Origin of the sequence: Streptomyces sp. NBC_01166, from assembly GCF_045039765.1 — a bacterium.
Lineage (GTDB): Bacteria > Actinomycetota > Actinomycetes > Streptomycetales > Streptomycetaceae > Streptomyces.
In genome coordinates this window covers 3849104-3873677 of the sequence record NZ_CP108613.1, presented here as the reverse complement: position 1 = coordinate 3873677, position 24574 = coordinate 3849104, and the positions used below count along the sequence as shown (strand labels likewise).

The window sequence follows — 24574 nt, the reverse complement described above, 5'->3', positions numbered from 1 at the left end:
GTATGAGACTCGGAGTCCTCGACGTGGGGTCGAACACGGTGCATCTGCTGGTGGTCGACGCGCATCCCGGCGCCCGCCCGCTGCCCGCGCACTCGCACAAGGCGGAATTGCGGCTCGCCGAACTCCTCGACCCGGAGGGGGCGATCAGCCCCGAGGGGGTCGACCGTCTCGTGACGACCGTGGCCGAGGCCCTCCAGGCGGCCGAGGACAAGGGGTGCGAGGACGTGCTGGCGTTCGCCACCTCCGCCGTGCGTGAGGCGGGCAACGCGGACCAGGTGCTGGCGCGGGTGCGGGACGAGACCGGTGTCTCCCTCGCCGTCCTCAGCGGCGAGGAGGAGGCCCGGCTGACGTTCCTGGCGGCGCGCCGCTGGTTCGGCTGGTCCGCGGGCAAGCTGCTGGTCCTCGACATCGGCGGCGGTTCGCTGGAGGTCGGCTACGGGATGGACGAGGAGCCCGACGCCGCGGTCTCGTTGCCGTTCGGTGCCGGCCGGCTCACCGCCGCCTGGCTCCCGGGCGATCCGCCGGACGCCACGGCCGTGCGGGCGCTGCGCCGCCATGTCCGCGCCGGCATCGCCCGTACGGTCGGCGAGTTCACCCGGCTGGGGCCGCCCGACCACGTCGTCGGCACCTCCAAGACCTTCCGGCAGCTCGCCAGGATCACGGGCGCCGCCCGCTCCGCCGAGGGGCTCTACGTTCAGCGCGTCCTCACCCGCAAGGCCCTGGAGGAGTGGGTGCCGAAGCTGTCGGCGATGACCGTCGAGCAGCGGGGGAATCTGCCCGGAGTCACCGAGGGGCGTGCCGCGCAGCTCCTGGCGGGCGCGCTCGTCGCGGAGGGTGCGATGGACCTGTTCGGGGTCGAGGAGCTGGAGATCTGCCCCTGGGCGCTTCGCGAGGGCGTCATCCTGCGCCGGCTCGACCACCTGCCGGCCGAGCAGGCCGCCCTGGCCTGATCCAGGCGGGCGCCCCTCATGGGGCTTGTCACTTTCAGCCGGGCTCCTTCGGCCTCGCGCACAGCTGCCCGTACCCTGTTCCACGTGGCAGATCCAGTGGTGCGCATCCCGGATGCGAAGGTCGCCCTGTCGACGGCTTCCGTCTATCCGGAGTCGACGGCGACGGCCTTCGAGATCGCCGCGCGCCTCGGCTACGACGGTGTCGAGGTCATGGTCTGGACCGACCCCGTCAGCCAGGACATCGAGGCGCTGCAGCGGCTTTCGGACTATCACCAGGTGCCGATCCTGGCCGTGCACGCGCCCTGTCTCCTGATCACCCAGCGGGTCTGGTCCACCGACCCGTGGGTGAAGCTCCAGCGGGCCAGGGCGGCGGCGGAGAAGCTCGGCGCCTCGACGGTGGTCGTCCACCCGCCGTTCCGGTGGCAGCGGAACTACGCCCGGGACTTCGTCTCCGGCATCTGGCGCATGGCGGACGAGACCGACGTGCGCTTCGCGGTGGAGAACATGTACCCATGGCGCTACCGGGACCGCGAGATGCTCGCGTACGCCCCCGCCTGGGACGTCAGCAACGACGACTACCGGCACTTCACCGTGGACCTCTCGCACACCTCGACCGCGCGCACCGACAGCCTCGCCATGGTGGACCGGATGGGCGACCGGCTCGCCCATGTACACCTCGCCGACGGCAAGGGCTCCGGCAAGGACGAGCACCTCGTGCCCGGCCGCGGCGACCAGCCGTGCGCGGAGCTGCTGGAGCGGCTGGCCCGCACCGGCTTCGACGGCCATGTGGTCATCGAGGTCAACACCCGCCGTGCCATGTCCTCGGCCGAGCGTGAGGCCGATCTCGCGGAGGCGCTCGCCTTCACCCGGCTCCACCTGGCGTCGTCGTCGCGGACGCCCCGCCCGTGACCCCGGGCGCCGACGGCCCGTCGCCCCGGCGCCGGGGCCGCCCCTCCCGTACGGCCGGCGCCACCGGCCCCGACGCCAGGACCCGGATCCTGGAGGCGGCCCGTACCGAGTTCGCCGAACGCGGCTACGACAAGACGTCGGTCCGGGGCATCGCGAAGGCGGCGGGCGTCGACGCGGCCCTGGTGCACCACTACTTCGGTACGAAGGACGAGGTCTTCGCCGCGGCCATCGAGGTCTCCTTCGAGCCCGCGCTCGTCATTCCCGCGATCCTGGGCGGCCCCTCGGAGGACCTGGGGGAGCGGCTGGCCCGGTTCTTCATCGGCGTGTGGGAGAACCCGGTGTCCCGGGCGCCCCTGCTGGCGATCCTCCGCTCCGCGCTCACGCACGAGGCGGCGGCGAAGGTGCTGCGCGGCTTCGTCCTGCGCCGCCTGCTGGAGCGGATCGCTGCGGAGCTGGACGTGCCGGACCCGACCTTCCGCGCCGAGCTGGCGGCCTCGCACATGATCGGCATCGCGATCCTGCGGTACGTGATCCGCGCGGAACCGCTGGCCTCCGAGGACCCCGAGAAGATCATCGCGATGGTGGCCCCCACGCTCCAGCGGTATCTGAGCGACGGGTGATCCGGGTCCCGCCTGTGTGACAGCTGTGCCGGTCGCATCACAACGATGTCGCGAGTCGGTACCGGCACCGGCCGTGGCCGGATCCGGATGGTTGGCTGTCCGGGATCATGCGGGCCGACGTACAGGCATGCACCACGGGCGGGGGAGACGATCATGAACGGGTCGATCAGAGGCGGGCACGGACAGGGCGGGCCGTCGGATGACGGCAGGGGTGCCACCATGCCGCGCAGACGGCTCCTGCGGCTGGCCGGTGCGGGACTGGGCCTGGCACTGGCCGGAGCGGTGACGACCGCGTGCGGGCCGGAGAAGCCCGACGCCTCCGGCGGCAACACCGGGGGCCCGGCGCCCGGCGGGAGCGGCAAGGGCGGCGGCGACGCGTTCACCACTCCGCCCGCAGGAACCGCCCCGCGCGCCCTGTGGCAGGAGAAGACCGACGTGGGCACCCTCGGCAACCACGAGGTGCTCGCCGTCGTGGGCGATGTCGTGCTGGTCGCAGGCGACCCCCTGGTGGGGCGGTCCCTGGCCACCGGCAGGAAGCTGTGGTCGCTGCCGGGCGCCGCCCAGCCGGGCGCGCGGCTGATCATGGGCGGGGACACGCTCTACCTGGCCAGCGGTGAGTACGACGGCGACCTCGTGGGGCTCGACCCGGCCACCGGCAAGGAGACATGGCGCAGCCGCCTGGAGGGGCGGTACAACCAGCCCCGGCCCATCGGCGCCGACGCCGGACGCGTGTACGTGATCGCGGGCATCCTGGAGAAGGACCTCAGCTCCCGGACCAATGTGATCGCCGCCATCGACGTCCGTACCGGCAAGGCCGTCTGGAGCGAGAAGCGGGACACCGGGACCGACGAGTCCGGGCTCACCTCGGCGGTGCTCGGCGACCGCCTCGTCTACACCGACCACCGCAAGAACCTGACCGTCCGCGACACGGCGACCGGGCGGCAGCTGTGGACGAAGAAGATCAGCAGGGCCAACTTCGAGAGGATCGCCGTCCACGACGGGGCGGTGGTCGTCGCCGACGGCAGGCACCTGCGCTCCTTCGGTGTGGACGACGGCGCCGAGCGCTGGGCGCTGGAGACCGAGGAGTTCGACACGTTCAACGGGCCGACCGTCCTCGAAGGGGTGGTCTACGCCTCGGACAGCGCCCACGCCCTGTGGGCCGTCGACCCCGCCACCGGCGGGAAGCTGTGGCACAACGCCGACGACCTGCGCGAGGCATCGGTCCCGCTCCAGTTCGCCAGGGTGGGGGAGACTCTGTACGGGGCGACGGAGTTCGGGAAGGACGGCGGCGTCCAGGCGTACAGCGCGCGGGACGGCAAGCTCCGCTGGACCTTCGGCGACGACGCGGGCACGGAGCAGTGGTACGTGGTCTCCGGCGGCAAGCGGCTGGCCGCGCTGCACGCCGAACGCCTGATGGCGCTGCCCGCGGTGTGACGTGCGGGGCGAGGCCGGAGGGAACGCCTCGGCGGACCACCCGTTGAGCATCACATCCCGCATTCCGGACACCTTGTCCAGATCTTGGCACGGGGGGCGTACGCTCGGAGACAGTCTTTTCTGTCGAAGGAGCGAGAGACGATGCCCCAGCTGAGGTCCCGCACTGTCACCCACGGCCGCAACATGGCGGGCGCCCGCGCCCTTATGCGGGCGTCCGGCGTAGCCAGCGAGGACATCGGTAAGCCGATCATCGCGGTCGCCAACTCCTTCACCGAGTTCGTCCCGGGCCACACCCACCTTGCCCCGGTCGGCCGGATCGTCTCCGAGGCGATCAAGGCGGCGGGCGCGGTGCCCCGTGAGTTCAACACGATCGCGGTGGACGACGGCATCGCGATGGGCCACGGCGGCATGCTCTACAGCCTGCCCTCCCGCGACCTCATCGCGGACAGCGTCGAGTACATGGTCGAGGCCCACTGCGCCGACGCCCTGATCTGCATCTCCAACTGCGACAAGATCACCCCCGGGATGCTGATGGCCGCGATGCGCCTCAACATCCCCACGGTGTTCGTCTCCGGCGGTCCGATGGAGGCCGGCAAGGCCACCCTCGTCGACGGCACGGTCCGCAAGCTCGACCTGGTCGACGCGATCTCCGACGCGGTCAACGACAAGATCTCCGACGCGGACATCCTCCGCATCGAGGAGAACGCCTGCCCCACCTGCGGCAGCTGCTCCGGCATGTTCACCGCCAACTCGATGAACTGCCTGACCGAGGCCCTCGGCCTCTCCCTCCCCGGCAACGGCACGGTCCTCGCCACCCACACCGCCCGCAAGGCGCTGTACGAGGAGGCAGGCCGCACGGTCGTCGACATCACCAAGCGCTACTACGAGCAGGACGACGAGACGGTCCTGCCGCGCGCCATCGGCACCCGAGGCGCGTTCGACAACGCCATGGCGCTCGACATCGCGATGGGCGGCTCCACCAACACGATCCTGCACCTGCTCGCCGCGGCGGAGGAGGCCGAGCTGGCCTACGGCCTCGACGACATCAACGAGGTCTCGCGCCGCGTGCCCTGTCTGTCGAAGGTCGCCCCCAACGTCGCCCCCGGTGGCACGTACTACATGGAGGACGTCCACCGGGCGGGTGGTATCCCCGCCCTCCTCGGCGAGCTGCACCGCGCCGGACTGCTGAACGAGGACGTGCACGCGGTCCACTCCGCGACCCTCGCCGAGTGGATGAAGAACTGGGACATGCGCGGCGGCTCCCCGTCGCCCGAGGCCGTCGAGCTCTGGCACGCCGCCCCGGGCTGCGTCCGCAGCGCCACCGCCTTCTCGCAGTCCGAGCGCTGGGACACCCTGGACCTGGACGCCGCGGGCGGCTGCATCCGCGACCTGGAGCACGCGTACTCCAAGGACGGCGGCCTGGCGGTCCTCAAGGGCAACCTCGCCGTGGACGGCTGCGTCGTGAAGACAGCGGGCGTCGACGAGTCGATCTGGACCTTCGAGGGACCGGCAGTCGTCTGCGAGTCGCAGGAGGACGCCGTCGACAAGATCCTCCGCAAGGAGATCAAGGACGGCGACGTCGTCGTCATCCGTTACGAGGGCCCGCGCGGCGGCCCCGGCATGCAGGAGATGCTCTACCCGACGTCCTTCCTGAAGGGCCGCGGCCTCGGCAAGACCTGCGCGCTCGTCACCGACGGGCGGTTCTCCGGAGGCACGTCGGGCCTGTCCATCGGTCACGCCTCGCCGGAGGCGGCGTCCGGCGGCACGATCGCGCTGGTCGAGGACGGGGACCGGATCCGGATCGACATCCCGAACCGCTCGATCGAGCTGCTGGTCCCGGACACCGAGCTCGCCACCCGCCGCGAGGCACTGAACGGCGTGTACGCGCCGAAGAACCGCGACCGCAAGGTCTCGGCCGCCCTGCGCGCCTACGCGGCGATGGCCACGAGCGCCGACCGCGGCGCGGTCCGCGACGTCACCAAGCTCGGCTGACCGTCCCGGGTTCCCGGCCCCGTCCCTGGTCTCACCAGTGGGCGGGGTCGTCCGCGTCCACGGCGAAGACCGACCCGTCCGGCGCGGTGCCGATGACGCTCCGGTCCAGGACGACGGGGGCGGGCAGGGACGACGCGTGGCTGAGCTTCCCGTCCCTCAGCCGGGGGCGGGTCTGGCCGAGCAGCGTCCCGTTCTCCGTGTCGACGGCGAGCAGCCGCCCGTCCGCGGCGGAGAAGTAGAGCCGGCCGCCCGCTCCGACGACCGGTGCCGAGGTCGTGCTGACGGCCGTCTCCAGCCGCCACCGCTCGGCCCGCCCGGCGCCCGGGCGGACGTCGACGGCCAGCAGTGTTCCGCCGCGCTCCAGGAGCAGGGCCGTTTCCCCGTCCACCACGGTCTCCGGTCCGTTCATCCGGAAGGGCAGCGCGATGCGGGTCGCGCTCCGCAGCACCGGGTCGTAGCGGACGAGCCCCGTGGTCTGCGCCTTCTCGTTCATCGAGGTGAGCAGGAGCGCCCCGTCCGACGTCCCGGCCGGGGTGAGCATCCCGTCCAGCCTGCGCTGCCAGGCGGTCTCGCCGGTCTTCGCCCCGATGGCCGTGACCAAGGTGGTGGACCCCTCCGGCGAGCTCTCGAAGGCGTAGGCGAGGCCGGTCCGTGGATCGTGGAGCGCGTAAGCCGGGCTCACATGTCCCGGGACGGCGCGCCGCCACCGGGATGCGCCGGTCGCCGCGTCGAGCGCCTGGAGCGTGCCGTCCTGGCGGACCGTCAGCAGGGTGTCTCCGGCCGGGAAGGGGGTGTCGAGGTACGTGGAGAGATCTCTGCGCCAGAGCTGAGTGCCCTCGGGGGAGTACGCCCGGACCTCTTCGCCCGCAACGACGGTCCAGACCACGCTCCCGGACACCGCGCCCGCGGGGCTCGGGCCCCCGGATCCCTTCGACGCCGTGTCCCGGTGCGACCAGACCGGCCGGCCGTCCGACGGATCCAGCCGGACCGTGCCGTAGCCGGCGGAGACGCAGTACAGCTCCGCGGCTGTCCCCGTGGCGCACGACGGTGTCGAGCCGCCCCGCGACGTCAGCGGTGTCTGCCACGGCACGAAGGCCACCGCGCCCCCCTTCTTCGCGCCGGTCCCCGCCTCCGGCGCCTTGGAGCCGTCCCCGGCGCCGGCCGCCCAGAGACCTCCGGCCACCAGCACCGCTGCCGCGGCGACGACCGCGATGCCGTACCGCTTGCGCCGGCCCTTCACCGGCCCCGCGCCGGACGCCAGCCCGTCCGGCGCCCGTACATGCGTCGTGCCCTCGTCCGCCTCCACCGACTCGGCGGCCACCGGCTTGCGCTGGACGGGTATGAAGGCGGCCGCCTCGTACGACGGAGGGTGCAGCGCCGCCATGATCTCGTCCGGGGTGGGGCGCTCACCGGGGTTCTTGGCGAGGCAACGCCCCACCAGCGGCGCGAGGTCCGCCGGCACCCCGGCCAGGTCGGCCTCGTCGTGCACCACCTGGTAGGCCACGAGGTACGGGCTGTCCGAGTCGAAGGGGCCCCGCCCCGTGGCCGCGTGGACCAGGACCGCCCCCAGCGCGAACACGTCCGCCGCCGGACCGACCTCGCGGGGCCGCTGGAACTGCTCGGGCGCCATGTACGGCGGCGAGCCGATCAGCTTGCCCGTCTCCGTGCGGAGATCACTGTCGTACGGCCGGGAGATACCGAAGTCGATGACCTTGGGCCCGGAGTCGGGGAGCAGCACGTTGCTCGGCTTGAGATCCCGGTGGATGACACCGGCACGGTGGATGTCGCGCAGTGCCTCGGCGAGCCCGGCGGTGAGCCTGCGGAGTTCGGCGGGGCTCATCGGCCCGTTCCGCTTCACCTGCGCGGCGAGCGTCGGGCCGGGGACGTACAGGGTGGCCATCCACGGCAGTGCCGCCCCCGGATCGGCATCCACCACCGGCGCGGTGAACGCACCGCTGACCCGCCGGGCGGCCGCGACCTCCTGCCGGAAACGCGCCCTGAACTCCGGGTCCGAGGCGTGCTGGTGGTGTACCACCTTCACCGCGAGCTGCAGCCCGGAGGGCGAGCGCGCCAGGTGTACGACACCCATGCCGCCCGCTCCGAGACATGCTTCGAGCCGGTACTGCCCGGCGTACTCAGGATGCTCCGCTTCCGGATGTGATCCGGTCCCTCGCAGCGGCGGCATCGCCCACCCCCGTGTGTTCGTGCGCAAGCGCGACGCACGGAGCCTAGTCGATGGTGCGTGCGAGGAGCGTGGGGCTTGTTAGCCTGCGCGTCACACGCATCGCTTTCAACGGGGGAGGCCCGCATGGGTGTTGAAGAGAACGCCGTCGCCACAGTCACCGCGGACGAGTCGGACGCCGCGGGGGAGGTGACGACGCTCGCCGCGAGCACCGTCGTCTACCCCATCGCTCCCGGCTACCGCGTCAACGTCCGCAGGGGTCCCGGAACGCAGTACGGGATCGTCCGGACGCTGCCGTACGGGATGAGCGTCCCGGTGTACTGCCAGAAGCCGGGGGAGCGGGTGTCCGGTCCGTACGGCACGTCGAACCTCTGGGACAACATCGCCAACGGGCAGTTCGTGTCGGACGCCTACGTCAAGACAGGCAGTGACGGCTACATCGCTCCGCGCTGCGACTGACGGAAGAGACGCGCGGCCGGGGATAATCGATTCCGTGAGCGAGAACAGCGAAGCCCCCGGAACGCCCTCGGCCGCGCCTTCGGGCTCCACCGCACCAGGGCCGCAGCCCGAATCCCTCCGCTTCTTCGGTACGACCTGGGTCGGCCACGACGGGGGGTACGGGCTGCGGCGCGTGGGCGCCACCCTCGGCTCGCTCGTCGCGGCCGTGGCCGGATGCTTCGTCCTGCGCTTCGCCTACCAGGGCTTGGAGATCGCCGAGGTCGGCAGCCTCGTCGGCATGCTCGTCGTCCTGATGTTCGCGGTCTGCAGCGCCATCGCCTTCCGCAAGACCTGGGAGGGCTTCACCCGCCGCCCCGCGGACCCGTCCCACGAAGACAGGCTGCGCGGCCTCAAGTCGATCGGCTTCATCGGCTCGCTGCTCGCCTACTTCATCCGCTCGTTCCAGGAGGCTCCGGGCGAGAAGCTGCGGCGCACGGAGTACGAGACGGCGCTCGCCCAGTACGCGAAGCGCCGCTCCTCGCGGACCGGCAACCCGGCGGCCCGCAAGAGCGCCAAGGGAAAGCGCTCCGGACGCAGGTAGAGCTGAAGCGTTCCACGCCCGCGCCCGCCGGAGCGCGTGCACGATGAACGCATGACCGCATCCACGTCCCGCGCCCTTTCCTTCGACAGCGCCGCCGCCCGGTACGCCGCCGCGCGCCCCGGCTATCCGCCCGTACTCCTGGACACGGTCGAGGAGCTGGCCGGCCGCCCCCTCAAGGGCGCCCGCACCGTCGACGTCGGCGCGGGAACGGGCATCGCCACCCGCTTGCTGCGCGCCCGGGGTGCCCTGGTCACCGCCGTCGAGCCGGGCCCCGGCATGGCGGGAGAGCTGCGCCGGTCGCTGCCGTCGGTCCCCGTGGTCCTGGGCGACGGCAACCGCCTCCCCCTCGCCACCGCGTCGGCCGACCTGGTCACCTACGCACAGTCCTGGCACTGGACCGACCCGGCCTTGTCCCTCCCCGAAGCGCTCCGCGTGCTGCGCCCCGGGGGCGCGCTGGCGCTCTGGTGGAACGTCGCCGACGAATCCGTCCGCTGGATCGCCGACCAGGACACCCGGCTCCGCCGTCACTTCGGCACGGACGACAGCGCCCACGGCACCCCGGGCGGCACCGGCTCACGAAACCTCGGGCAGCTGTCCGGCGGCGAGTTCACGCAGCGGCTGCTGCCGTGGTCCCGGACCGTGCCGGTCGACCTGCATCTCGCCAACCTCGCCAGCCACTCCGCGTTCCTCGTGCGCGGCGCGGCCGGTGAGGCGTCCACCCGCCGGTTCCTGGACGAGGAGCGCGGGCACCTGGCCGCCGTGTTCCCCGAGGGCACGGTCGAGGAGCGTTACGTGGTGGAAGTCGCCCTGCTGATCCGCTGACAGCCCGGTCCGGCGGTGCCGCCTCCCTTGACGGAGCACCTCCGGCAGGATCAATATTCATCGCATGATGAATTCCCTGCGTGCCGCGGACGCGGGGGCCGTCGAGGCACGCGCCCTCACCGTCGTACGAGGAGACCGCACCGTCCTGCGCGGCCTCGACTTCACCGTCGAGCCGGGCAGGACAACCGGCCTCCTCGGCCCGTCCGGCTGCGGCAAGTCCACGCTCATGCGGGCCGTCGTCGGAACCCAGGGCAAGGTCACCGGCACACTCGACGTCCTCGGCCGCCCCGCCGGCCACCCCTCCCTGCGGGCCCGCGTCGGCTATGTGACGCAGGCCCCGTCGGTCTACACGGACCTCACCGTGCGGCAGAACCTGGATTACTTCGCGGCCGTGCTCCAGCCGGGCCGCGCCCACCGGACCGACCGCGCGGAAGCCGTCACCCGCGCCATCGGTGACGTGGACCTCGCCGGCCACGCCGACGCACTCGCCGGCACCCTCTCCGGCGGCCAGCTCAGCCGCGTCTCCCTCGCCGTCGCGCTGCTCGGCACCCCCGAGCTCCTGGTCCTCGACGAGCCGACCGTCGGCCTCGACCCCGTGCTGCGCCGTGATCTGTGGGACCTCTTCCACACCCTCGCGGCCGACCGGGGCACCACGATCCTCGTCTCCTCCCACGTCATGGACGAGGCCGAACGCTGCCACCGGCTGCTGCTCATGCGCGAGGGCGCGATCCTCGCCGACAGCACCCCCGACGCCCTCCGCACCCGTACCGGCTCCGCCACCGTCGAAGAGGCCTTTCTCCACCTCGTGGACGAGGCCGCCGCGGACGAGGCCGCCGCCCGCCAGGAGACGACCCGATGAGCACAGACGCCCCCGCACTCTCCCCGGCCCGCACCCTCGCCACCGCAGGACGCGTCCTGCGCCAGCTCCGCCACGACCCCCGCACCGTCGCGCTCCTGCTGATCGTCCCGGTCCTGATGATCACGCTGCTCCGCTTCGTCTTCGACGGGGACGCGGGGACCTTCGACGCCATCGGAGCCTCGCTGCTCGGCATCTTCCCGATGATCACGATGTTCCTGGTGACCTCGATCGCCACTCTCCGCGAACGCACCTCCGGCACCCTCGAACGCCTCCTCGCCATGCCCCTCGGCAAGGGCGACCTGATCGCCGGCTACGCGCTGGCGTTCGGGACCGTCGCCGTCGCCCAGTCGCTCCTGGCCGCCGCGCTGTCCGTCTGGGCGCTCGGCCTGGACGTCGTCGGGTCCCCCTGGCTGCTGCTCCTGGTCGCCCTGCTCGACGCGCTCCTCGGCACGGCGCTCGGCCTCTTCGTCTCGGCCTTCGCCGCCTCGGAGTTCCAGGCGGTCCAGTTCATGCCCGCCGTGATCTTCCCGCAGCTGCTGCTGTGCGGACTGTTCACACCGCGGGACCGGATGCACCCCGCCCTCGAGGCCGTCTCCGACGTCCTGCCGATGTCCTACGCCGTCGACGGGATGAACCAGGTCCTCGCCCACACCGACATCACCGCCGACTTCTACCGCGACATCCTGATCGTCGCCGGCTGCGCCCTGCTCGTCCTCTGTCTCGGCGCCGCCACCCTCCGCCGCCGCACCGTCTGACGGCGCGGTGCGAGGATGGCGGCCAACGACGAGCACCGCGTACCGCGCGCCGCCACCCGGAGGATGAACCGCATGACCCAGACAGTCGCAGTCCTCGGTACAGGAAAGATCGGCGAGGCCCTGCTCAGCGGCATGATCCGGGCCGGCTGGAAAGCCCGCGACCTGCTGGTGACCACCCGCACCACCGAGCGCGCCGAGAAGCTCCGCGCCCGTTACGGCGTCGAGCCCGTCACCAACGCCGAGGCCGCCAAGAACGCCGACATCCTCATCCTCGCGGTCAAGCCCCAGGACATGGGCAGGCTCCTCGACGAGCTCGCCCCGCACGTCACCGCCGACCGGCTCGTCATCAGCGCCGCCGCGGGCATCACGACCGGTTTCATCGAGGACAGCCTCGCGGCCGGCACCCCGGTCGTACGCGTCATGCCGAACACCCCCGTCCTGGTCGACGAGGGCATGTCAGTCATCTCCGCCGGCAGCCACGCCACCGCCGAGCACCTCGACCACGCCGAGGCGATCTTCGGCGGCGTCGGCAAGACGCTCCGGGTCCCGGAGTCCCAGCAGGACGCGGCCACCGCGCTCTCCGGCTCGGGACCCGCGTACTTCTACTTCCTCGTCGAGGCGATGACCGACGCCGGCATCCTGCTCGGCCTGCCCCGCGCCCAGGCCCACGATCTGATCGTCCAGGCCGCCATCGGCGCGGCGGTCATGCTCCGGGACAGCGGCGAACACCCGGTCAAACTTCGCGAGGCCGTCACCAGCCCGGCCGGCACGACCATCAGCGCCATCCGCGAACTGGAGAACCACGGCGTACGGGCCGCCCTCATCGCCGCGCTCGAAGCGGCCCGGGACCGGAGCCGGGAGCTGGCGACGGGCAACGGCTGACCTGCCGGGCCGGGCGCGCCCTGCCGGACAGCGGCCGACGGCTACTTCACCGCAGCCATCAGTTGCTCGCTGCGCACCACCCTCGCGAACCCACCGCCGTGCAACGTCACGGCGGTGGCCCGCGACAGCTCCTGCGCACTCAGCCGCCAGCCCCACGGTCCCACCGCGTCGAAGGTGTACGTCGCGTCGAGCGCGAAGAACACCTCGTAGCCGAGATTGCCGCCCACGCGTGCCGTCGTCTCCGCGCACATGTTCGTCTGGATCCCCGCCACCACGACTTGGCGCACCCCGGTCTCCCGCAGCCAGGCATCGAGATCTGGAGTCCCGTGGAAAGCGGAGTTCACCGACTTCGTCAGGAACAACTCCGGCCCCAGGCCCTTTCCGCGCCGCTCCTCGACGTACTCCTTGAACGCGTTCCCCGAGTACCCCTCCCGCAGCGGCGAGTCCTGCTTGAGCGAGTCGTGGCGCACGAAGACGACGGGCCGGCCGGTCCCCTGCCAGGCATCGATCAGCCCCGCGATGTTCCGGTCCGCATCCGGGTTGTCACGCGGCCCCCAGTACTCCTCCTCCTCGAACCCCCGCTGCACATCGACGACCACCAGCGCTGCGTTCTCCGCGATCTCCATACACCCCACTCTCCTCCCGGCGACGGCCCGCTCACAGAAGGGGGAAAGCCATCGATCGATGCTTTACTGCCACGATGACCGCCCCAACGGATCGCCCCCGCCGCGTCGCCCTGGTCGCCTTTCCCGGTGTCCGCGCCTTCGACGTCTCCGTCATCACGGAGGTCTGGGGGGTGGATCGCGCCGACCGCGGTGTGCCCGCCTTCGAGTTGCGGCGTGTGGCGAGCGACCCGGCGCCCGTCCAGCTCCGGGGAGGACTGTCCCTCACACCCGACCGCACCCTTGCCTGGCTGGCCCGCGCGGACCTGATCGTGATCCCCGGACTCGACGACCACGTGACGCCCGCACCCGAGCCGGTGCTCGACGCCCTGCGCCGCGCCCACACCCGGGGCACTCCCCTCGCGGCGCTCTGCGGCGGAGCCTTCACGCTCGCTCAGGCCGGGCTCCTGGACGGCCGGAGGGCCGTCACCCATTGGAATCTCACCGAGCTGCTCAAGGCGGCACATCCCCGGGTGACCGTGGTGCGGGACGCCCTCTTCCTCCACCAGGACAACATCTGGACCTCGGCCGGCACCGCCGCCGGGATCGACCTCTGCCTGCACCTGGTGCGTACGACCCATGGAGCCGAGGCGGCTGCGACGATCGCGCGTTCGATGGTCACGGCTCCTTTCCGCACAGGAACCCAGGCGCAGTTCATCGAGCACCCGACGCCCCGCGCGGACCGTGACGCGGACGCACTCGCCGAGGCCCGTGCCCACGCGCTGGCCCATCTGGCGGAACCGCACACGGTGACCGCGCTAGCCGCCCGGGCGGGCATGTCCGCGCGGACCTTCGCCCGCCACTTCCAGGCCACCACCGGTACGACGCCGATGCGCTGGCTGATCGCCCAGCGCATCGCCGCAGCGCAGAAGCTGTTGGAACGGACCGACCTGCCGGTCCCGGAGGTGGCCCGTCGCGCAGGGTTCGGCAGCGAGATCACGATGCGCCAGCACTTCGCGACGCACCTGGCCACCAGCCCCCGCGACTACAGGCTGGCGTTCCATCACAGAGGCGGGCAGGAGGAGGGTTGACACACCCTGCCCCGGTCCGTAGTGTGCTCCGAGTTGTCCGACGTGAGCGCCGACCCCGGTCGGTCCCCGGACAGCCATTCCGCAGTAACCACTCGAAACGAGCGACATCTGTCGTGCGTTTTTGCGTGCACACGTGCGAAATGAGGAATCAGTGTTCGAAGGTGACCCGATTAGCGTCGGGGCCGGGGATTCCGCTAATGTCTCACTCGTCGGAACGGCCCAAGGGCCGGGAAGACAAGCCCCGCTGACTGGGAATCAGGCCCGAAAGGATCTGATAGAGTCGGACTCGCCGGAAAGGGAAACGCGAAAGCGAAGAACTGGAAAGCGATTGAGCAGGAACCCGCTTCGACCGGGAATCGGACACGAAAGAGTCTGATAGAGTCGGAAACGCAAGAACGAAGGGAAGCGCCCGGAGGGCCCCGGTGAAACGGGACCGAAGGAAGCGTCCGTTCCTTGAGAACTCAACAGCGTGCCAAAAGTCAACGCCAAATATGTTGATACCCCGGCCCACTTCGGTGGGTTGGTGGTTCCTTTGAAGTCCTACCGGCCCATGTGGCAGGTAGGCAACATCAGCGAGGACGCAGTGGATTGCCAACCCTATTCCGGTTGGTTGTCCCGCTCTTTTATGGTGCTCTCCCGATTACGGGAAAACATTCATGGAGAGTTTGATCCTGGCTCAGGACGAACGCTGGCGGCGTGCTTAACACATGCAAGTCGAACGATGAAGCCCTTCGGGGTGGATTAGTGGCGAACGGGTGAGTAACACGTGGGCAATCTGCCCTTCACTCTGGGACAAGCCCTGGAAACGGGGTCTAATACCGGATAACACTCTGTCCCTCATGGGGCGGGGTTAAAAGCTCCGGCGGTGAAGGATGAGCCCGCGGCCTATCAGCTTGTTGGTGGGGTAATGGCCTACCAAGGCGACGACGGGTAGCCGGCCTGAGAGGGCGACCGGCCACACTGGGACTGAGACACGGCCCAGACTCCTACGGGAGGCAGCAGTGGGGAATATTGCACAATGGGCGAAAGCCTGATGCAGCGACGCCGCGTGAGGGATGACGGCCTTCGGGTTGTAAACCTCTTTCAGCAGGGAAGAAGCGAAAGTGACGGTACCTGCAGAAGAAGCACCGGCTAACTACGTGCCAGCAGCCGCGGTAATACGTAGGGTGCGAGCGTTGTCCGGAATTATTGGGCGTAAAGAGCTCGTAGGCGGCTTGTCACGTCGGATGTGAAAGCTCGGGGCTTAACCCCGAGTCTGCATTCGATACGGGCTAGCTAGAGTGTGGTAGGGGAGATCGGAATTCCTGGTGTAGCGGTGAAATGCGCAGATATCAGGAGGAACACCGGTGGCGAAGGCGGATCTCTGGGCCATTACTGACGCTGAGGAGCGAAAGCGTGGGGAGCGAACAGGATTAGATACCCTGGTAGTCCACGCCGTAAACGTTGGGAACTAGGTGTTGGCGACATTCCACGTCGTCGGTGCCGCAGCTAACGCATTAAGTTCCCCGCCTGGGGAGTACGGCCGCAAGGCTAAAACTCAAAGGAATTGACGGGGGCCCGCACAAGCAGCGGAGCATGTGGCTTAATTCGACGCAACGCGAAGAACCTTACCAAGGCTTGACATATACCGGAAAGCATCAGAGATGGTGCCCCCCTTGTGGTCGGTATACAGGTGGTGCATGGCTGTCGTCAGCTCGTGTCGTGAGATGTTGGGTTAAGTCCCGCAACGAGCGCAACCCTTGTTCTGTGTTGCCAGCATGCCCTTCGGGGTGATGGGGACTCACAGGAGACTGCCGGGGTCAACTCGGAGGAAGGTGGGGACGACGTCAAGTCATCATGCCCCTTATGTCTTGGGCTGCACACGTGCTACAATGGCCGGTACAATGAGCTGCGATGCCGCGAGGCGGAGCGAATCTCAAAAAGCCGGTCTCAGTTCGGATTGGGGTCTGCAACTCGACCCCATGAAGTCGGAGTTGCTAGTAATCGCAGATCAGCATTGCTGCGGTGAATACGTTCCCGGGCCTTGTACACACCGCCCGTCACGTCACGAAAGTCGGTAACACCCGAAGCCGGTGGCCCAACCCCTTGTGGGAGGGAGCTGTCGAAGGTGGGACTGGCGATTGGGACGAAGTCGTAACAAGGTAGCCGTACCGGAAGGTGCGGCTGGATCACCTCCTTTCTAAGGAGCATCTAGGTTCTCTTCGGGGAATCCAGAGACCATTTCGTCGGCAAATGTTCGACGGTGGTTGCTCAAGGGTGGAACGTTGACTATTCGGCACGATGAGCACGGTTTCGTTAGTACTGCTTCGGCGTGGAAAACGGGAACGGGTTGATCGGGTCGGGCACGCTGTTGGGTATCTGAAGGTATGGCCGTAAGGCTGCCTTCGGTTGCCGGCCCCAGTGAACTCGCCTGTAAGGGTGGGGTGATGGGTGGCTGGTCGTTGTTTGAGAACTGCACAGTGGACGCGAGCATCTGTGGCCAAGTTTTTAAGGGCGCACGGTGGATGCCTTGGCACCAGGAACCGATGAAGGACGTGGGAGGCCACGATAGTCCCCGGGGAGCTGTCAACCAAGCTTTGATCCGGGGGTTTCCGAATGGGGAAACCCGGCAGTCGTCATGGGCTGTCACCCGCTGCTGAACACATAGGCAGTGTGGAGGGAACGAGGGGAAGTGAAACATCTCAGTACCCTCAGGAAGAGAAAACAACCGTGATTCCGGGAGTAGTGGCGAGCGAAACTGGATGAGGCCAAACCGTATGCGTGTGATACCCGGCAGGGGTTGCGCATACGGGGTTGTGGGATCTCTTTTTCACAGTCTGCCGGCTGTGAGGCGAGTCAGAAACCGTTGATGTAGGCGAAGGACATGCGAAAGGTCCGGCGTAGAGGGTAAGACCCCCGTAGCTGAAACATCAACGGCTCGTTTAAGAGACACCCAAGTAGCACGGGGCCCGAGAAATCCCGTGTGAATCTGGCGGGACCACCCGCTAAGCCTAAATATTCCCTGGTGACCGATAGCGGATAGTACCGTGAGGGAATGGTGAAAAGTACCGCGGGAGCGGAGTGAAATAGTACCTGAAACCGTGTGCCTACAAGCCGTGGGAGCGTCGCTGTATGTGCTTGCACATGCAGTCGTGACTGCGTGCCTTTTGAAGAATGAGCCTGCGAGTTAGCGGTGTGTAGCGAGGTTAACCCGTGTGGGGAAGCCGTAGCGAAAGCGAGTCCGAATAGGGCGATTGAGTTGCACGCTCTAGACCCGAAGCGGAGTGATCTAGCCATGGGCAGGTTGAAGCGGAGGTAAGACTTCGTGGAGGACCGAACCCACCAGGGTTGAAAACCTGGGGGATGACCTGTGGTTAGGGGTGAAAGGCCAATCAAACTCCGTGATAGCTGGTTCTCCCCGAAATGCATTTAGGTGCAGCGTCGTGTGTTTCTTGCCGGAGGTAGAGCACTGGATAGGCGATGGGCCCTACCGGGTTACTGACCTTAGCCAAACTCCGAATGCCGGTAAGTGAGAGCACGGCAGTGAGACTGTGGGGGATAAGCTCCATGGTCGAGAGGGAAACAGCCCAGAGCATCGACTAAGGCCCCTAAGCGTACGCTAAGTGGGAAAGGATGTGGAGTCGCAGAGACAACCAGGAGGTTGGCTTAGAAGCAGCCACCCTTGAAAGAGTGCGTAATAGCTCACTGGTCAAGTGATTCCGCGCCGACAATGTAGCGGGGCTCAAGCGTACCGCCGAAGTCGTGTCATTCACACATATAGGGCCAACGCCTGTGTGGATGGGTAGGGGAGCGTCGTGTGCCGGGTGAAGCAGCCGCGGAAGCGAGTTGTGGACGGTTCACGAGTGAGAATGCAGGCATGAGTAGCGATACACACGTGAGAAACGTGTGCGCCGATTGACTAAGGGTTCCTGGGTCAAGCTGATCTGCCCAGGGTAAGTCGGGACCTAAGGCGAGGCCGACAGGCGTAGTCGATGGACAACCGGTTGATATTCCGGTACCCGCTTTGAAACGCCCAATACTGAATCAGGCGATGCTAAGTCCGTGAAGCCGGCCCGATCTCTTCGGAGTTGAGGGTAGTGGTGGAGCCGACGAACCAGACTTGTACTAGGTAAGCGATGGGGTGACGCAGGAAGGTAGTCCAACCCGGGCGATGGTTGTTCCCGGGGTAAGGGTGTAGGCCGTGTGGTAGGTAAATCCGTCACACATTAAGGCTGAGACCTGATGCCGAGCCGATTGTGGTGAAGTGGATGATCCTATGCTGTCGAGAAAAGCCTCTAGCGAGTTTCATGGCGGCCCGTACCCTAAACCGACTCAGGTAGTCAGGTAGAGAATACCGAGGCGTTCGGGTGAACTATGGTTAAGGAACTCGGCAAAATGCCCCCGTAACTTCGGGAGAAGGGGGGCCATCACTGGTGATCCGATTTACTCGGTGAGCTGGGGGTGGCCGCAGAGACCAGCGAGAAGCGACTGTTTACTAAAAACACAGGTCCGTGCGAAGCCGTAAGGCGATGTATACGGACTGACGCCTGCCCGGTGCTGGAACGTTAAGGGGACCGGTTAGTGCACTTTCGGGTGTGCGAAGCTGAGAACTTAAGCGCCAGTAAACGGCGGTGGTAACTATAACCATCCTAAGGTAGCGAAATTCCTTGTCGGGTAAGTTCCGACCTGCACGAATGGCGTAACGACTTCTCGACTGTCTCAACCATAGGCCCGGTGAAATTGCACTACGAGTAAAGATGCTCGTTTCGCGCAGCAGGACGGAAAGACCCCGGGACCTTTACTATAGTTTGATATTGGTGTTCGGTTCGGCTTGTGTAGGATAGGTGGGAGACTTTGAAGCGGCCACGCCAGTGGTTGTGGAGTCGTCGTTGAAATACCACTCTGGTCGTGCTGGATGTCTAACCTGGGTCCGTGATCCGGATCAGGGACAGTGTCTGATGGGTAGTTTAACTGGGGCGGTTGCCTCCTAAAGAGTAACGGAGGCGCCCAAAGGTTCCCTCAGCCTGGTTGGCAATCAGGTGTTGAGTGTAAGTGCACAAGGGAGCTTGACTGTGAGACCGACGGGTCGAGCAGGGACGAAAGTCGGGACTAGTGATCCGGCAGTGGCTTGTGGAAGCGCTGTCGCTCAACGGATAAAAGGTACCCCGGGGATAACAGGCTGATCTTCCCCAAGAGTCCATATCGACGGGATGGTTTGGCACCTCGATGTCGGCTCGTCGCATCCTGGGGCTGGAGTCGGTCCCAAGGGTTGGGCTGTTCGCCCATTAAAGCGGTACGCGAGCTGGGTTTAGAACGTCGTGAGACAGTTCGGTCCCTATCCGCTGTGCGCGTAGGAATATTGAGAAGGGCTGTCCCTAGTACGAGAGGACCGGGACGGACGAACCTCTGGTGTGCCAGTTGTCCTGCCAAGGGCATGGCTGGTTGGCTACGTTCGGAAAGGATAACCGCTGAAAGCATCTAAGCGGGAAGCCTGCTTCGAGATGAGTATTCCCACCACCTTGAGTGGTTAAGGCTCCCAGTAGACGACTGGGTTGATAGGCCAGATGTGGAAGCCCGGTAACGGGTGGAGCTGACTGGTACTAATAGGCCGAGGGCTTGTCCTCAGTTGCTCGCGTCCACTGTGTTAGTTCTGAAATAACGAACGGCCGTGTTTTTATCCGGTGTTGGTTAATTTCATAGTGTTTCGGTGGTCATTGCGTTAGGGAAACGCCCGGTTACATTCCGAACCCGGAAGCTAAGCCTTTCAGCGCCGATGGTACTGCAGGGGGGACCCTGTGGGAGAGTAGGACGCCGCCGAACAATTATTCCGGGAAAGCCCCGTGCCCTTGTGGCACGGGGCTTTTCTGCGTTCTGAGCGTCTAGGGTCGAACCATGCGCTACGAACTGGTCATCTTCGACAACGACGGCGTGCTCGTCGACAGTGAGCCGATCTCCAACACGGTCCTGGCCGGCTACCTCACGGAGCTCGGTCACCCCACCTCGTACGAGGAGTCCCTCCGCGACTACATGGGGGCCGCCATCCACCGGGTGCACGACCTGGTGGACGAGCGGACAAGTCAGAAGCTCCCCGCGGACTTCGACGAGGAGCTGCACCGCCGCACCCTCGCCGCGTTCGAGGCGGAGCAGCTGACAGCGGTGGACGGGGTCCAGGAGCTGCTCGGCGAGCTCGTCGCCGACGGGGTGGCGTACTGCGTCGCCTCGTCCGGAAGCCACCAGAAGATCGCGGCCGGGCACCGTAAGACCGGGCTCGACCAGTGGTTCGAGGAGGAGTGGATCTTCAGCTCCGAGGACGTGGGGCGGGGGAAGCCGGCCCCGGACCTGTTCCTCCACGCCGCCGAACGGATGGGCGTCGCCCCCGAGCGGTGTGTCGTGATCGAGGACAGCCCGCTCGGCGTCGAGGCGGCCCGTGCGGCCGGGATGGAGGTGTACGGGTTCACCTCGATGATGCCGGCGGACCGGCTCGTCGGAGTCACCGGGCACTTCTCCGACATGTCGCAGCTCCCGAAACTGCTCGCCTGACCGATCTACCCAGCGGTAGACCGGGGCTCTACGCTCGCGGCCATGACGGATGCGCGGTTGCGGTACGGCAGAGCTTCCCTGGCGCTCAGCTTCCTGGTGCAGGGGGTGGCCTTCGCCCTGCTCGTGACGCGCATCCCCGCCATCCAGGACCGGTACGGGATATCCGACGGGCTGCTGCCCGCCTTCCTGGCCGCGGTGCCTGTCCTGGCGGGGGCCGCCAGCGTGGCCACGGAGAAGGTGGTCGCGCGGGTACGGCCCGGGGTCGTGCTCAGGTGGGCGCAGCCCGTCGTGCTGCTGGCCCTCCTCGGCGTGGGTGCCGGCAGCGAGGTCTGGCAGGCGGTCGTCGCGCTCGGTGTCTTCGGGCTGGCGGTCGGGGCCCTGGACGCCTCGATGAACATGATGGGCGTCAGTCTTCAACGGGCATACGGGCGCAGCATCATGCTGGGCTTCCACGCCGCGTACAGCCTGGGCGGCATCGCCGGGGCGTCGATGGCCTGGGCGGGTGCGCACTGGGACCTGTCGCTGCTCGTGTCCTATCTGCCCGTGGTGGTCGTCCTGCTGCCCGCGGCTCTGATCGGCAGCAGGTGGTACGCGGAGGGCGGGACCGGCGGGGACCCGGCGGAGGCGAAGCCCGGGCAGGGGGGATCCGTGCCCTTCCGGATGCTGCTGCCGCTCTGCCTGGTGATGGCGTTCGCGTACATCGGGGACTCGACGGTCTCCAACTGGAGCGCGAAGTACCTGCAGGACGTGCTGGGCAGCTCGGAGCAGCTGGCGACGGTCCCGTACAACGTCTATATGGTGACGACGCTGCTGGGACGGGCCGTCGGGGACCTCGGGGTGCGGCGGTTCGGGGCGGCGGCCGTGGTGCGGGGCGGCAGTGTGCTGGCCGCCGTCGGCTTCGCGGTGGTGGCGGTGGCGCCCGGTGCCTGGTGGGGGATGCTCGGCTTCACGCTGCTGGGGCTGGGGCTCTGTGTGATCGTGCCGCAGACCTTCGCGGCGGCGGGGAGGATGTTCCCCGGGGCGAGCGATGTGGCCGTCGCCCGGCTGAACGTCTTCAACTACGTGGGCTTCCTCGTCGGCTCGCCTCTCGTGGGGGCGCTCGGCGACGCGTGGAGCTACCGCGGCGCGATGCTCGTGCCCATGGTCCTGGTCCTCGCGACGCTCGTGTACGCCCGGTCGTTCGGCGCGGAGCCCGCCCGATACGGTGGCGGGCATGAGCGGGCGCGCGCGGCTGATGTGGGATGAGGCAGTAACGGGATACGACTTCGGGTCCAGTCACCCCATGGATCCGGTCAGACTCGCCCTGACGATGGGACTGGTGCGGGCGTTCGGGCTGGACGGGTCGGTGGATGTCAGGGCGGCCAAGTCGGCCGGGGACTCCACGTTGCGCCTCGTGCACCGTGAGGACTACGTGGCGGCCGTCCGGGCGGCGTCCGCAGATCCGAGGGCCGCCGACCAGGCGTACGGGCTCGGGACGATCGACGATCCCGCCTTCGCAGGGATGCACGAGGCGTCCGCGCTGATCGCCGGGCTCTCGGTGGGGGCCGCGGAGGCCGTCTGGCGCGGGGAGACCGCACACGCCGTGAACTTCACCGGCGGGCTGCACCATGCGATGCCCGGGGCGGCTTCCGGCTTCTGCGTGTACAACGATCCGGCGCTCGCCATCGCCCGGCTGCTGGAGCTGGGCGCGGAGCGGGTGGCGTACGTCGATGTGGACGTCCACCACGGGGACGGGGTGCAGGCGGCGTTCTGGGAGGACCCCAGGGTGCTGACCGTGTCGCTCCACGAGCATCCGCGCACGCTGTTCCCGCAGACCGGCTGGCCGGAGGAGACCGGTTCCGGGGCGGGTGAGGGCGGTGCGGTGAATGTGGCGCTGCCGGCGGGTACGGGTGACGCGGGGTGGCTGCGCGCCTTCCATGCGGTGGTGCCAGAGCTGCTGGAGGACTTCCGGCCTCAGGTGCTGGTGACCCAGCACGGGGCGGACACGCACTTCGAGGACCCGCTGGCCCACCTCGCGGTGTCGCTGGACGCCCAGCGGGCCGTCATGGAGGCCTGTCACGACCTCGCCCACACCTACGCGGAGGACGGACGCTGGGTGGCGCTGGGCGGGGGCGGTTACGCGGTGGTGGATGTGGTGCCGCGCTCCTGGACCCATCTCGTGGGGATCGCCGCCCACGCGCCGGTGGCACCGGAGTCGGTCGTCCCGTCGTCGTGGCGGGACGAGGTCTACGCCCGTACGCGGCAGTTGGGACCGGCCCGGATGACGGACGGCCGTACGCCGTCGTGGAAGTCCTGGGAGGACGGGTACGACCCGGCGGACCGGCTGGACCAGGCGGTGCTGGCGACACGGCGGTCGGCGTTCCCGCTGCGGGGGCTGCTGGCCTGAGGGAGGGTCACGGCCCCATCCAAGCGGTCGTTACGCCAACGGTGGTGGGGTATCCGGGTTCCGGCCCGGGGGTGCTCGCGGTGCGGGAGCATCAGGAGGGTGTTGAGCACCGGAGCGCTGCGCGCTCATCTGCTGGCGGCCCGGCTCGCCGGGCCCGTGGCCACGCCGCGGGAGACGAGTCTGCGGAGCTATCGGCTCTTCGCGGCGAGAGACCCTCGTGTGCTGCTCGGGCTCGATCCGGACCGGGCGTGGGGCGAGCGTGACCTGCTTCGTCTGATGGCCGACAAGTGCGGTGTCTCGGACGATCCTGATTATGTGTCAGGTCCGGACGCCATCGATCCGGAGCGGACCCTGGCCGCGCTGGACGCGTTCGCGGAACGGCTCGCCGGGGCTGCGGAGAGGCAGTCTCCGGTGCTGTTCGGCACCGGCCATCCGCACCGGCTGCTCGGGTTCTACGCCGGTCTGGCAGACGCCTTGTCGGCGGCGGGGTGCGCGGTGCTCACCCCCGCGCAGGGCCGATGTGTCGACATAACGACCCGGTTCGGCGTACGCACGTACAACCTCGACTACGTACAAGGCGTCGCGCTGGTGCGCGAACCGGGCGTGCGGGCTCCCGGGAGTGCCACCGGCGCACACACCCACTCGCCGCTGCCGGTTCGGGCCGTGCTGGAGGAGGCCGTGAACGCCCGGGGAGCGCTGCCCGAGCTGGTGGTGGGGGACCACGGGTGGGTCTGCGGGGCAGGTCAGCTGGGCATCGAGGCCATCGGGCTGGCGGATACGGATGATCCCGCGCTGTTCGTGGGTGAGGCGGAGGGGCGGGTGTCCGTCGCCGTTCCGGTTGATGACGGCGTGCGGTCGGACTACTACCGGCCTCTTACTCGGTATGTACTCAATCGGGCGTGTCTGTCACGGTAGGCGGCCGATCGTCTCACCTCTTCCCCACTCGCATCACCCGCCCCTAATCTGGGGAGTGAGCGCACAACGACGAAGAGTCACCGGAGGGGAAGCCGGTGCGCGTCTCGTGCGGAAGGTACAGGTGGGTCATGGCTGCTGACAGCGAGAGGCCTCTCAACGAGGTCAAGTTTCTGACTGTGGCGGAAGTCGCCTCGGTCATGAGGGTGTCGAAGATGACCGTGTACCGCTTGGTGCACAGTGGTCATCTGCCGGCGATCAGGGTGGGAAGGTCCTTCCGGGTCCCGGAGCAAGCGGTTCACGAGTATCTCCGAGAGTCCTTCGTGGGGGTGGAGTCAGCCTGACGTCGCCCTCGGATTACGCCCCTCACCCGGTGGCGGGTAGGCTAGGCCGACGTAGGTCGTGTGGGCCCAGACGCCCCGCACCAGTGAAGAAGAAGTGAGCGAGGGTAGTCGTGGGCTCTGTTATCAAGAAGCGGCGCAAGCGGATGGCCAAGAAGAAGCACCGCAAGCTGCTCAAGCGCACGCGCGTTCAGCGTCGCAACAAGAAGTAAGCGAACGCAGTTCGTGAGTCCGAGGCCCTCCCGCCGTCCTGGCGGGAGGGCCTCGGCGCGTTTCCGG

General features: G+C 68.1%; 20 protein-coding genes and 3 rRNA genes. 21 read left to right on the top strand and 2 right to left on the bottom strand.

Annotation, left to right across the window (positions count from 1 at the left end):
* Positions 1-2: 2 nt before the first annotated feature.
* The 5 genes from OG379_RS17710 to ilvD all read left to right on the top strand — a co-directional run bounded on the left by OG379_RS17710 (position 3) and on the right by ilvD (position 5905).
* Entirely contained in the window at positions 3-950 is a 948-nt protein-coding gene (locus tag OG379_RS17710) for a Ppx/GppA family phosphatase (RefSeq protein WP_405663910.1), read from the top strand.
* Positions 951-1049: 99 nt separating this feature from the next.
* The gene (locus tag OG379_RS17705) at positions 1050-1859 is read left to right on the top strand and encodes a sugar phosphate isomerase/epimerase family protein (RefSeq protein ID WP_405668560.1); all 810 of its coding nucleotides are present in this window, start codon (positions 1050-1052) and stop codon (positions 1857-1859) included.
* Positions 1856-2479, top strand: a complete 624-nt coding sequence (locus OG379_RS17700; RefSeq protein WP_393755873.1) for a TetR family transcriptional regulator — start codon at positions 1856-1858, stop codon at positions 2477-2479. Before OG379_RS17705 ends, OG379_RS17700 begins: the two co-directional genes overlap by 4 nt.
* A gap of 219 nt (positions 2480-2698) precedes the next feature.
* The gene (locus OG379_RS17695) at positions 2699-3913 is read left to right on the top strand and encodes a PQQ-binding-like beta-propeller repeat protein (protein WP_405668558.1); all 1215 of its coding nucleotides are present in this window, start codon (positions 2699-2701) and stop codon (positions 3911-3913) included.
* 141 nt (positions 3914-4054) lie between these two features.
* Positions 4055-5905, top strand: a complete 1851-nt coding sequence (gene ilvD, locus OG379_RS17690; RefSeq protein WP_393755871.1) for a dihydroxy-acid dehydratase — start codon at positions 4055-4057, stop codon at positions 5903-5905.
* Between the two features lie 31 nt (positions 5906-5936).
* Here the strand turns inward: ilvD and OG379_RS17685 are convergent, their stop codons facing one another.
* Positions 5937-8090 (bottom strand): protein kinase domain-containing protein, encoded by a 2154-nt coding sequence (locus tag OG379_RS17685; protein WP_405668556.1) that lies wholly within the window; start codon positions 8088-8090, stop codon positions 5937-5939.
* Positions 8091-8213: 123 nt separating this feature from the next.
* On the opposite strand from OG379_RS17685, the gene OG379_RS17680 reads away from it, so the two are divergent.
* From OG379_RS17680 to proC, 6 genes are all read left to right on the top strand, one after another.
* The gene (locus OG379_RS17680) at positions 8214-8546 is read left to right on the top strand and encodes an SH3 domain-containing protein (RefSeq protein WP_405663906.1); all 333 of its coding nucleotides are present in this window, start codon (positions 8214-8216) and stop codon (positions 8544-8546) included.
* Between the two features lie 34 nt (positions 8547-8580).
* The gene (locus OG379_RS17675) at positions 8581-9126 is read left to right on the top strand and encodes a hypothetical protein (protein WP_405663903.1); all 546 of its coding nucleotides are present in this window, start codon (positions 8581-8583) and stop codon (positions 9124-9126) included.
* A 51-nt stretch (positions 9127-9177) separates the two neighbouring features.
* Entirely contained in the window at positions 9178-9948 is a 771-nt protein-coding gene (locus OG379_RS17670; RefSeq protein ID WP_405663901.1) for a class I SAM-dependent methyltransferase, read from the top strand.
* Positions 9949-10012: 64 nt separating this feature from the next.
* Positions 10013-10807 (top strand): ABC transporter ATP-binding protein, encoded by a 795-nt coding sequence (locus OG379_RS17665; protein WP_405663899.1) that lies wholly within the window; start codon positions 10013-10015, stop codon positions 10805-10807.
* Positions 10804-11562: an ABC transporter permease gene (locus tag OG379_RS17660; RefSeq protein WP_405663896.1), complete on the top strand. Its 759-nt coding sequence runs from the start codon at positions 10804-10806 to the stop codon at positions 11560-11562. The genes OG379_RS17665 and OG379_RS17660 overlap by 4 nt, the downstream gene beginning before the upstream one ends.
* Positions 11563-11625: 63 nt before the next feature.
* On the top strand, positions 11626-12444 hold the full coding sequence (gene proC / locus OG379_RS17655) for a pyrroline-5-carboxylate reductase (RefSeq protein WP_393756490.1): 819 nt from the start codon (positions 11626-11628) through the stop codon (positions 12442-12444).
* Between the two features lie 41 nt (positions 12445-12485).
* On the opposite strand, the gene OG379_RS17650 is transcribed toward proC, so the two are convergent.
* The gene (locus OG379_RS17650) at positions 12486-13070 is read right to left on the bottom strand and encodes a cysteine hydrolase family protein (RefSeq protein WP_405663893.1); all 585 of its coding nucleotides are present in this window, start codon (positions 13068-13070) and stop codon (positions 12486-12488) included.
* A 74-nt stretch (positions 13071-13144) separates the two neighbouring features.
* On the opposite strand from OG379_RS17650, the gene OG379_RS17645 reads away from it, so the two are divergent.
* The 10 genes from OG379_RS17645 (at position 13145) to OG379_RS17600 (ending at position 24507) form a co-directional block, all read left to right on the top strand.
* Positions 13145-14137, top strand: a complete 993-nt coding sequence (locus tag OG379_RS17645) for a GlxA family transcriptional regulator (RefSeq protein WP_405663891.1) — start codon at positions 13145-13147, stop codon at positions 14135-14137.
* Positions 14138-14790: 653 nt separating this feature from the next.
* A 16S ribosomal RNA gene (locus OG379_RS17640) occupies positions 14791-16316 on the top strand.
* A 298-nt stretch (positions 16317-16614) separates the two neighbouring features.
* Positions 16615-19740: ribosomal RNA gene (locus OG379_RS17635) — 23S ribosomal RNA — on the top strand.
* A 79-nt stretch (positions 19741-19819) separates the two neighbouring features.
* Positions 19820-19936, top strand: a 5S ribosomal RNA gene (gene rrf / locus OG379_RS17630).
* Together the 16S, 23S and 5S rRNA genes form the textbook arrangement of a ribosomal RNA operon.
* 72 nt (positions 19937-20008) lie before the next feature.
* Positions 20009-20656, top strand: a complete 648-nt coding sequence (locus OG379_RS17625) for an HAD family hydrolase (protein WP_362928009.1) — start codon at positions 20009-20011, stop codon at positions 20654-20656.
* 42 nt (positions 20657-20698) lie between these two features.
* Entirely contained in the window at positions 20699-21901 is a 1203-nt protein-coding gene (locus tag OG379_RS17620) for an MFS transporter (RefSeq protein WP_405663888.1), read from the top strand.
* On the top strand, positions 21870-23042 hold the full coding sequence (locus tag OG379_RS17615; RefSeq protein WP_405663885.1) for an acetoin utilization protein AcuC: 1173 nt from the start codon (positions 21870-21872) through the stop codon (positions 23040-23042). Before OG379_RS17620 ends, OG379_RS17615 begins: the two co-directional genes overlap by 32 nt.
* A 99-nt stretch (positions 23043-23141) precedes the next feature.
* A complete protein-coding gene (locus tag OG379_RS17610) occupies positions 23142-23957 on the top strand; it encodes a phosphatase (RefSeq protein WP_405663882.1) in 816 nt (271 codons plus the stop codon).
* 128 nt (positions 23958-24085) lie between these two features.
* The gene (locus tag OG379_RS17605; RefSeq protein WP_158070919.1) at positions 24086-24298 is read left to right on the top strand and encodes a helix-turn-helix domain-containing protein; all 213 of its coding nucleotides are present in this window, start codon (positions 24086-24088) and stop codon (positions 24296-24298) included.
* Between the two features lie 110 nt (positions 24299-24408).
* Positions 24409-24507 (top strand): 30S ribosomal protein bS22, encoded by a 99-nt coding sequence (locus OG379_RS17600; protein ID WP_003948845.1) that lies wholly within the window; start codon positions 24409-24411, stop codon positions 24505-24507.
* The last annotated feature ends 67 nt before the right edge of the window (positions 24508-24574 follow it).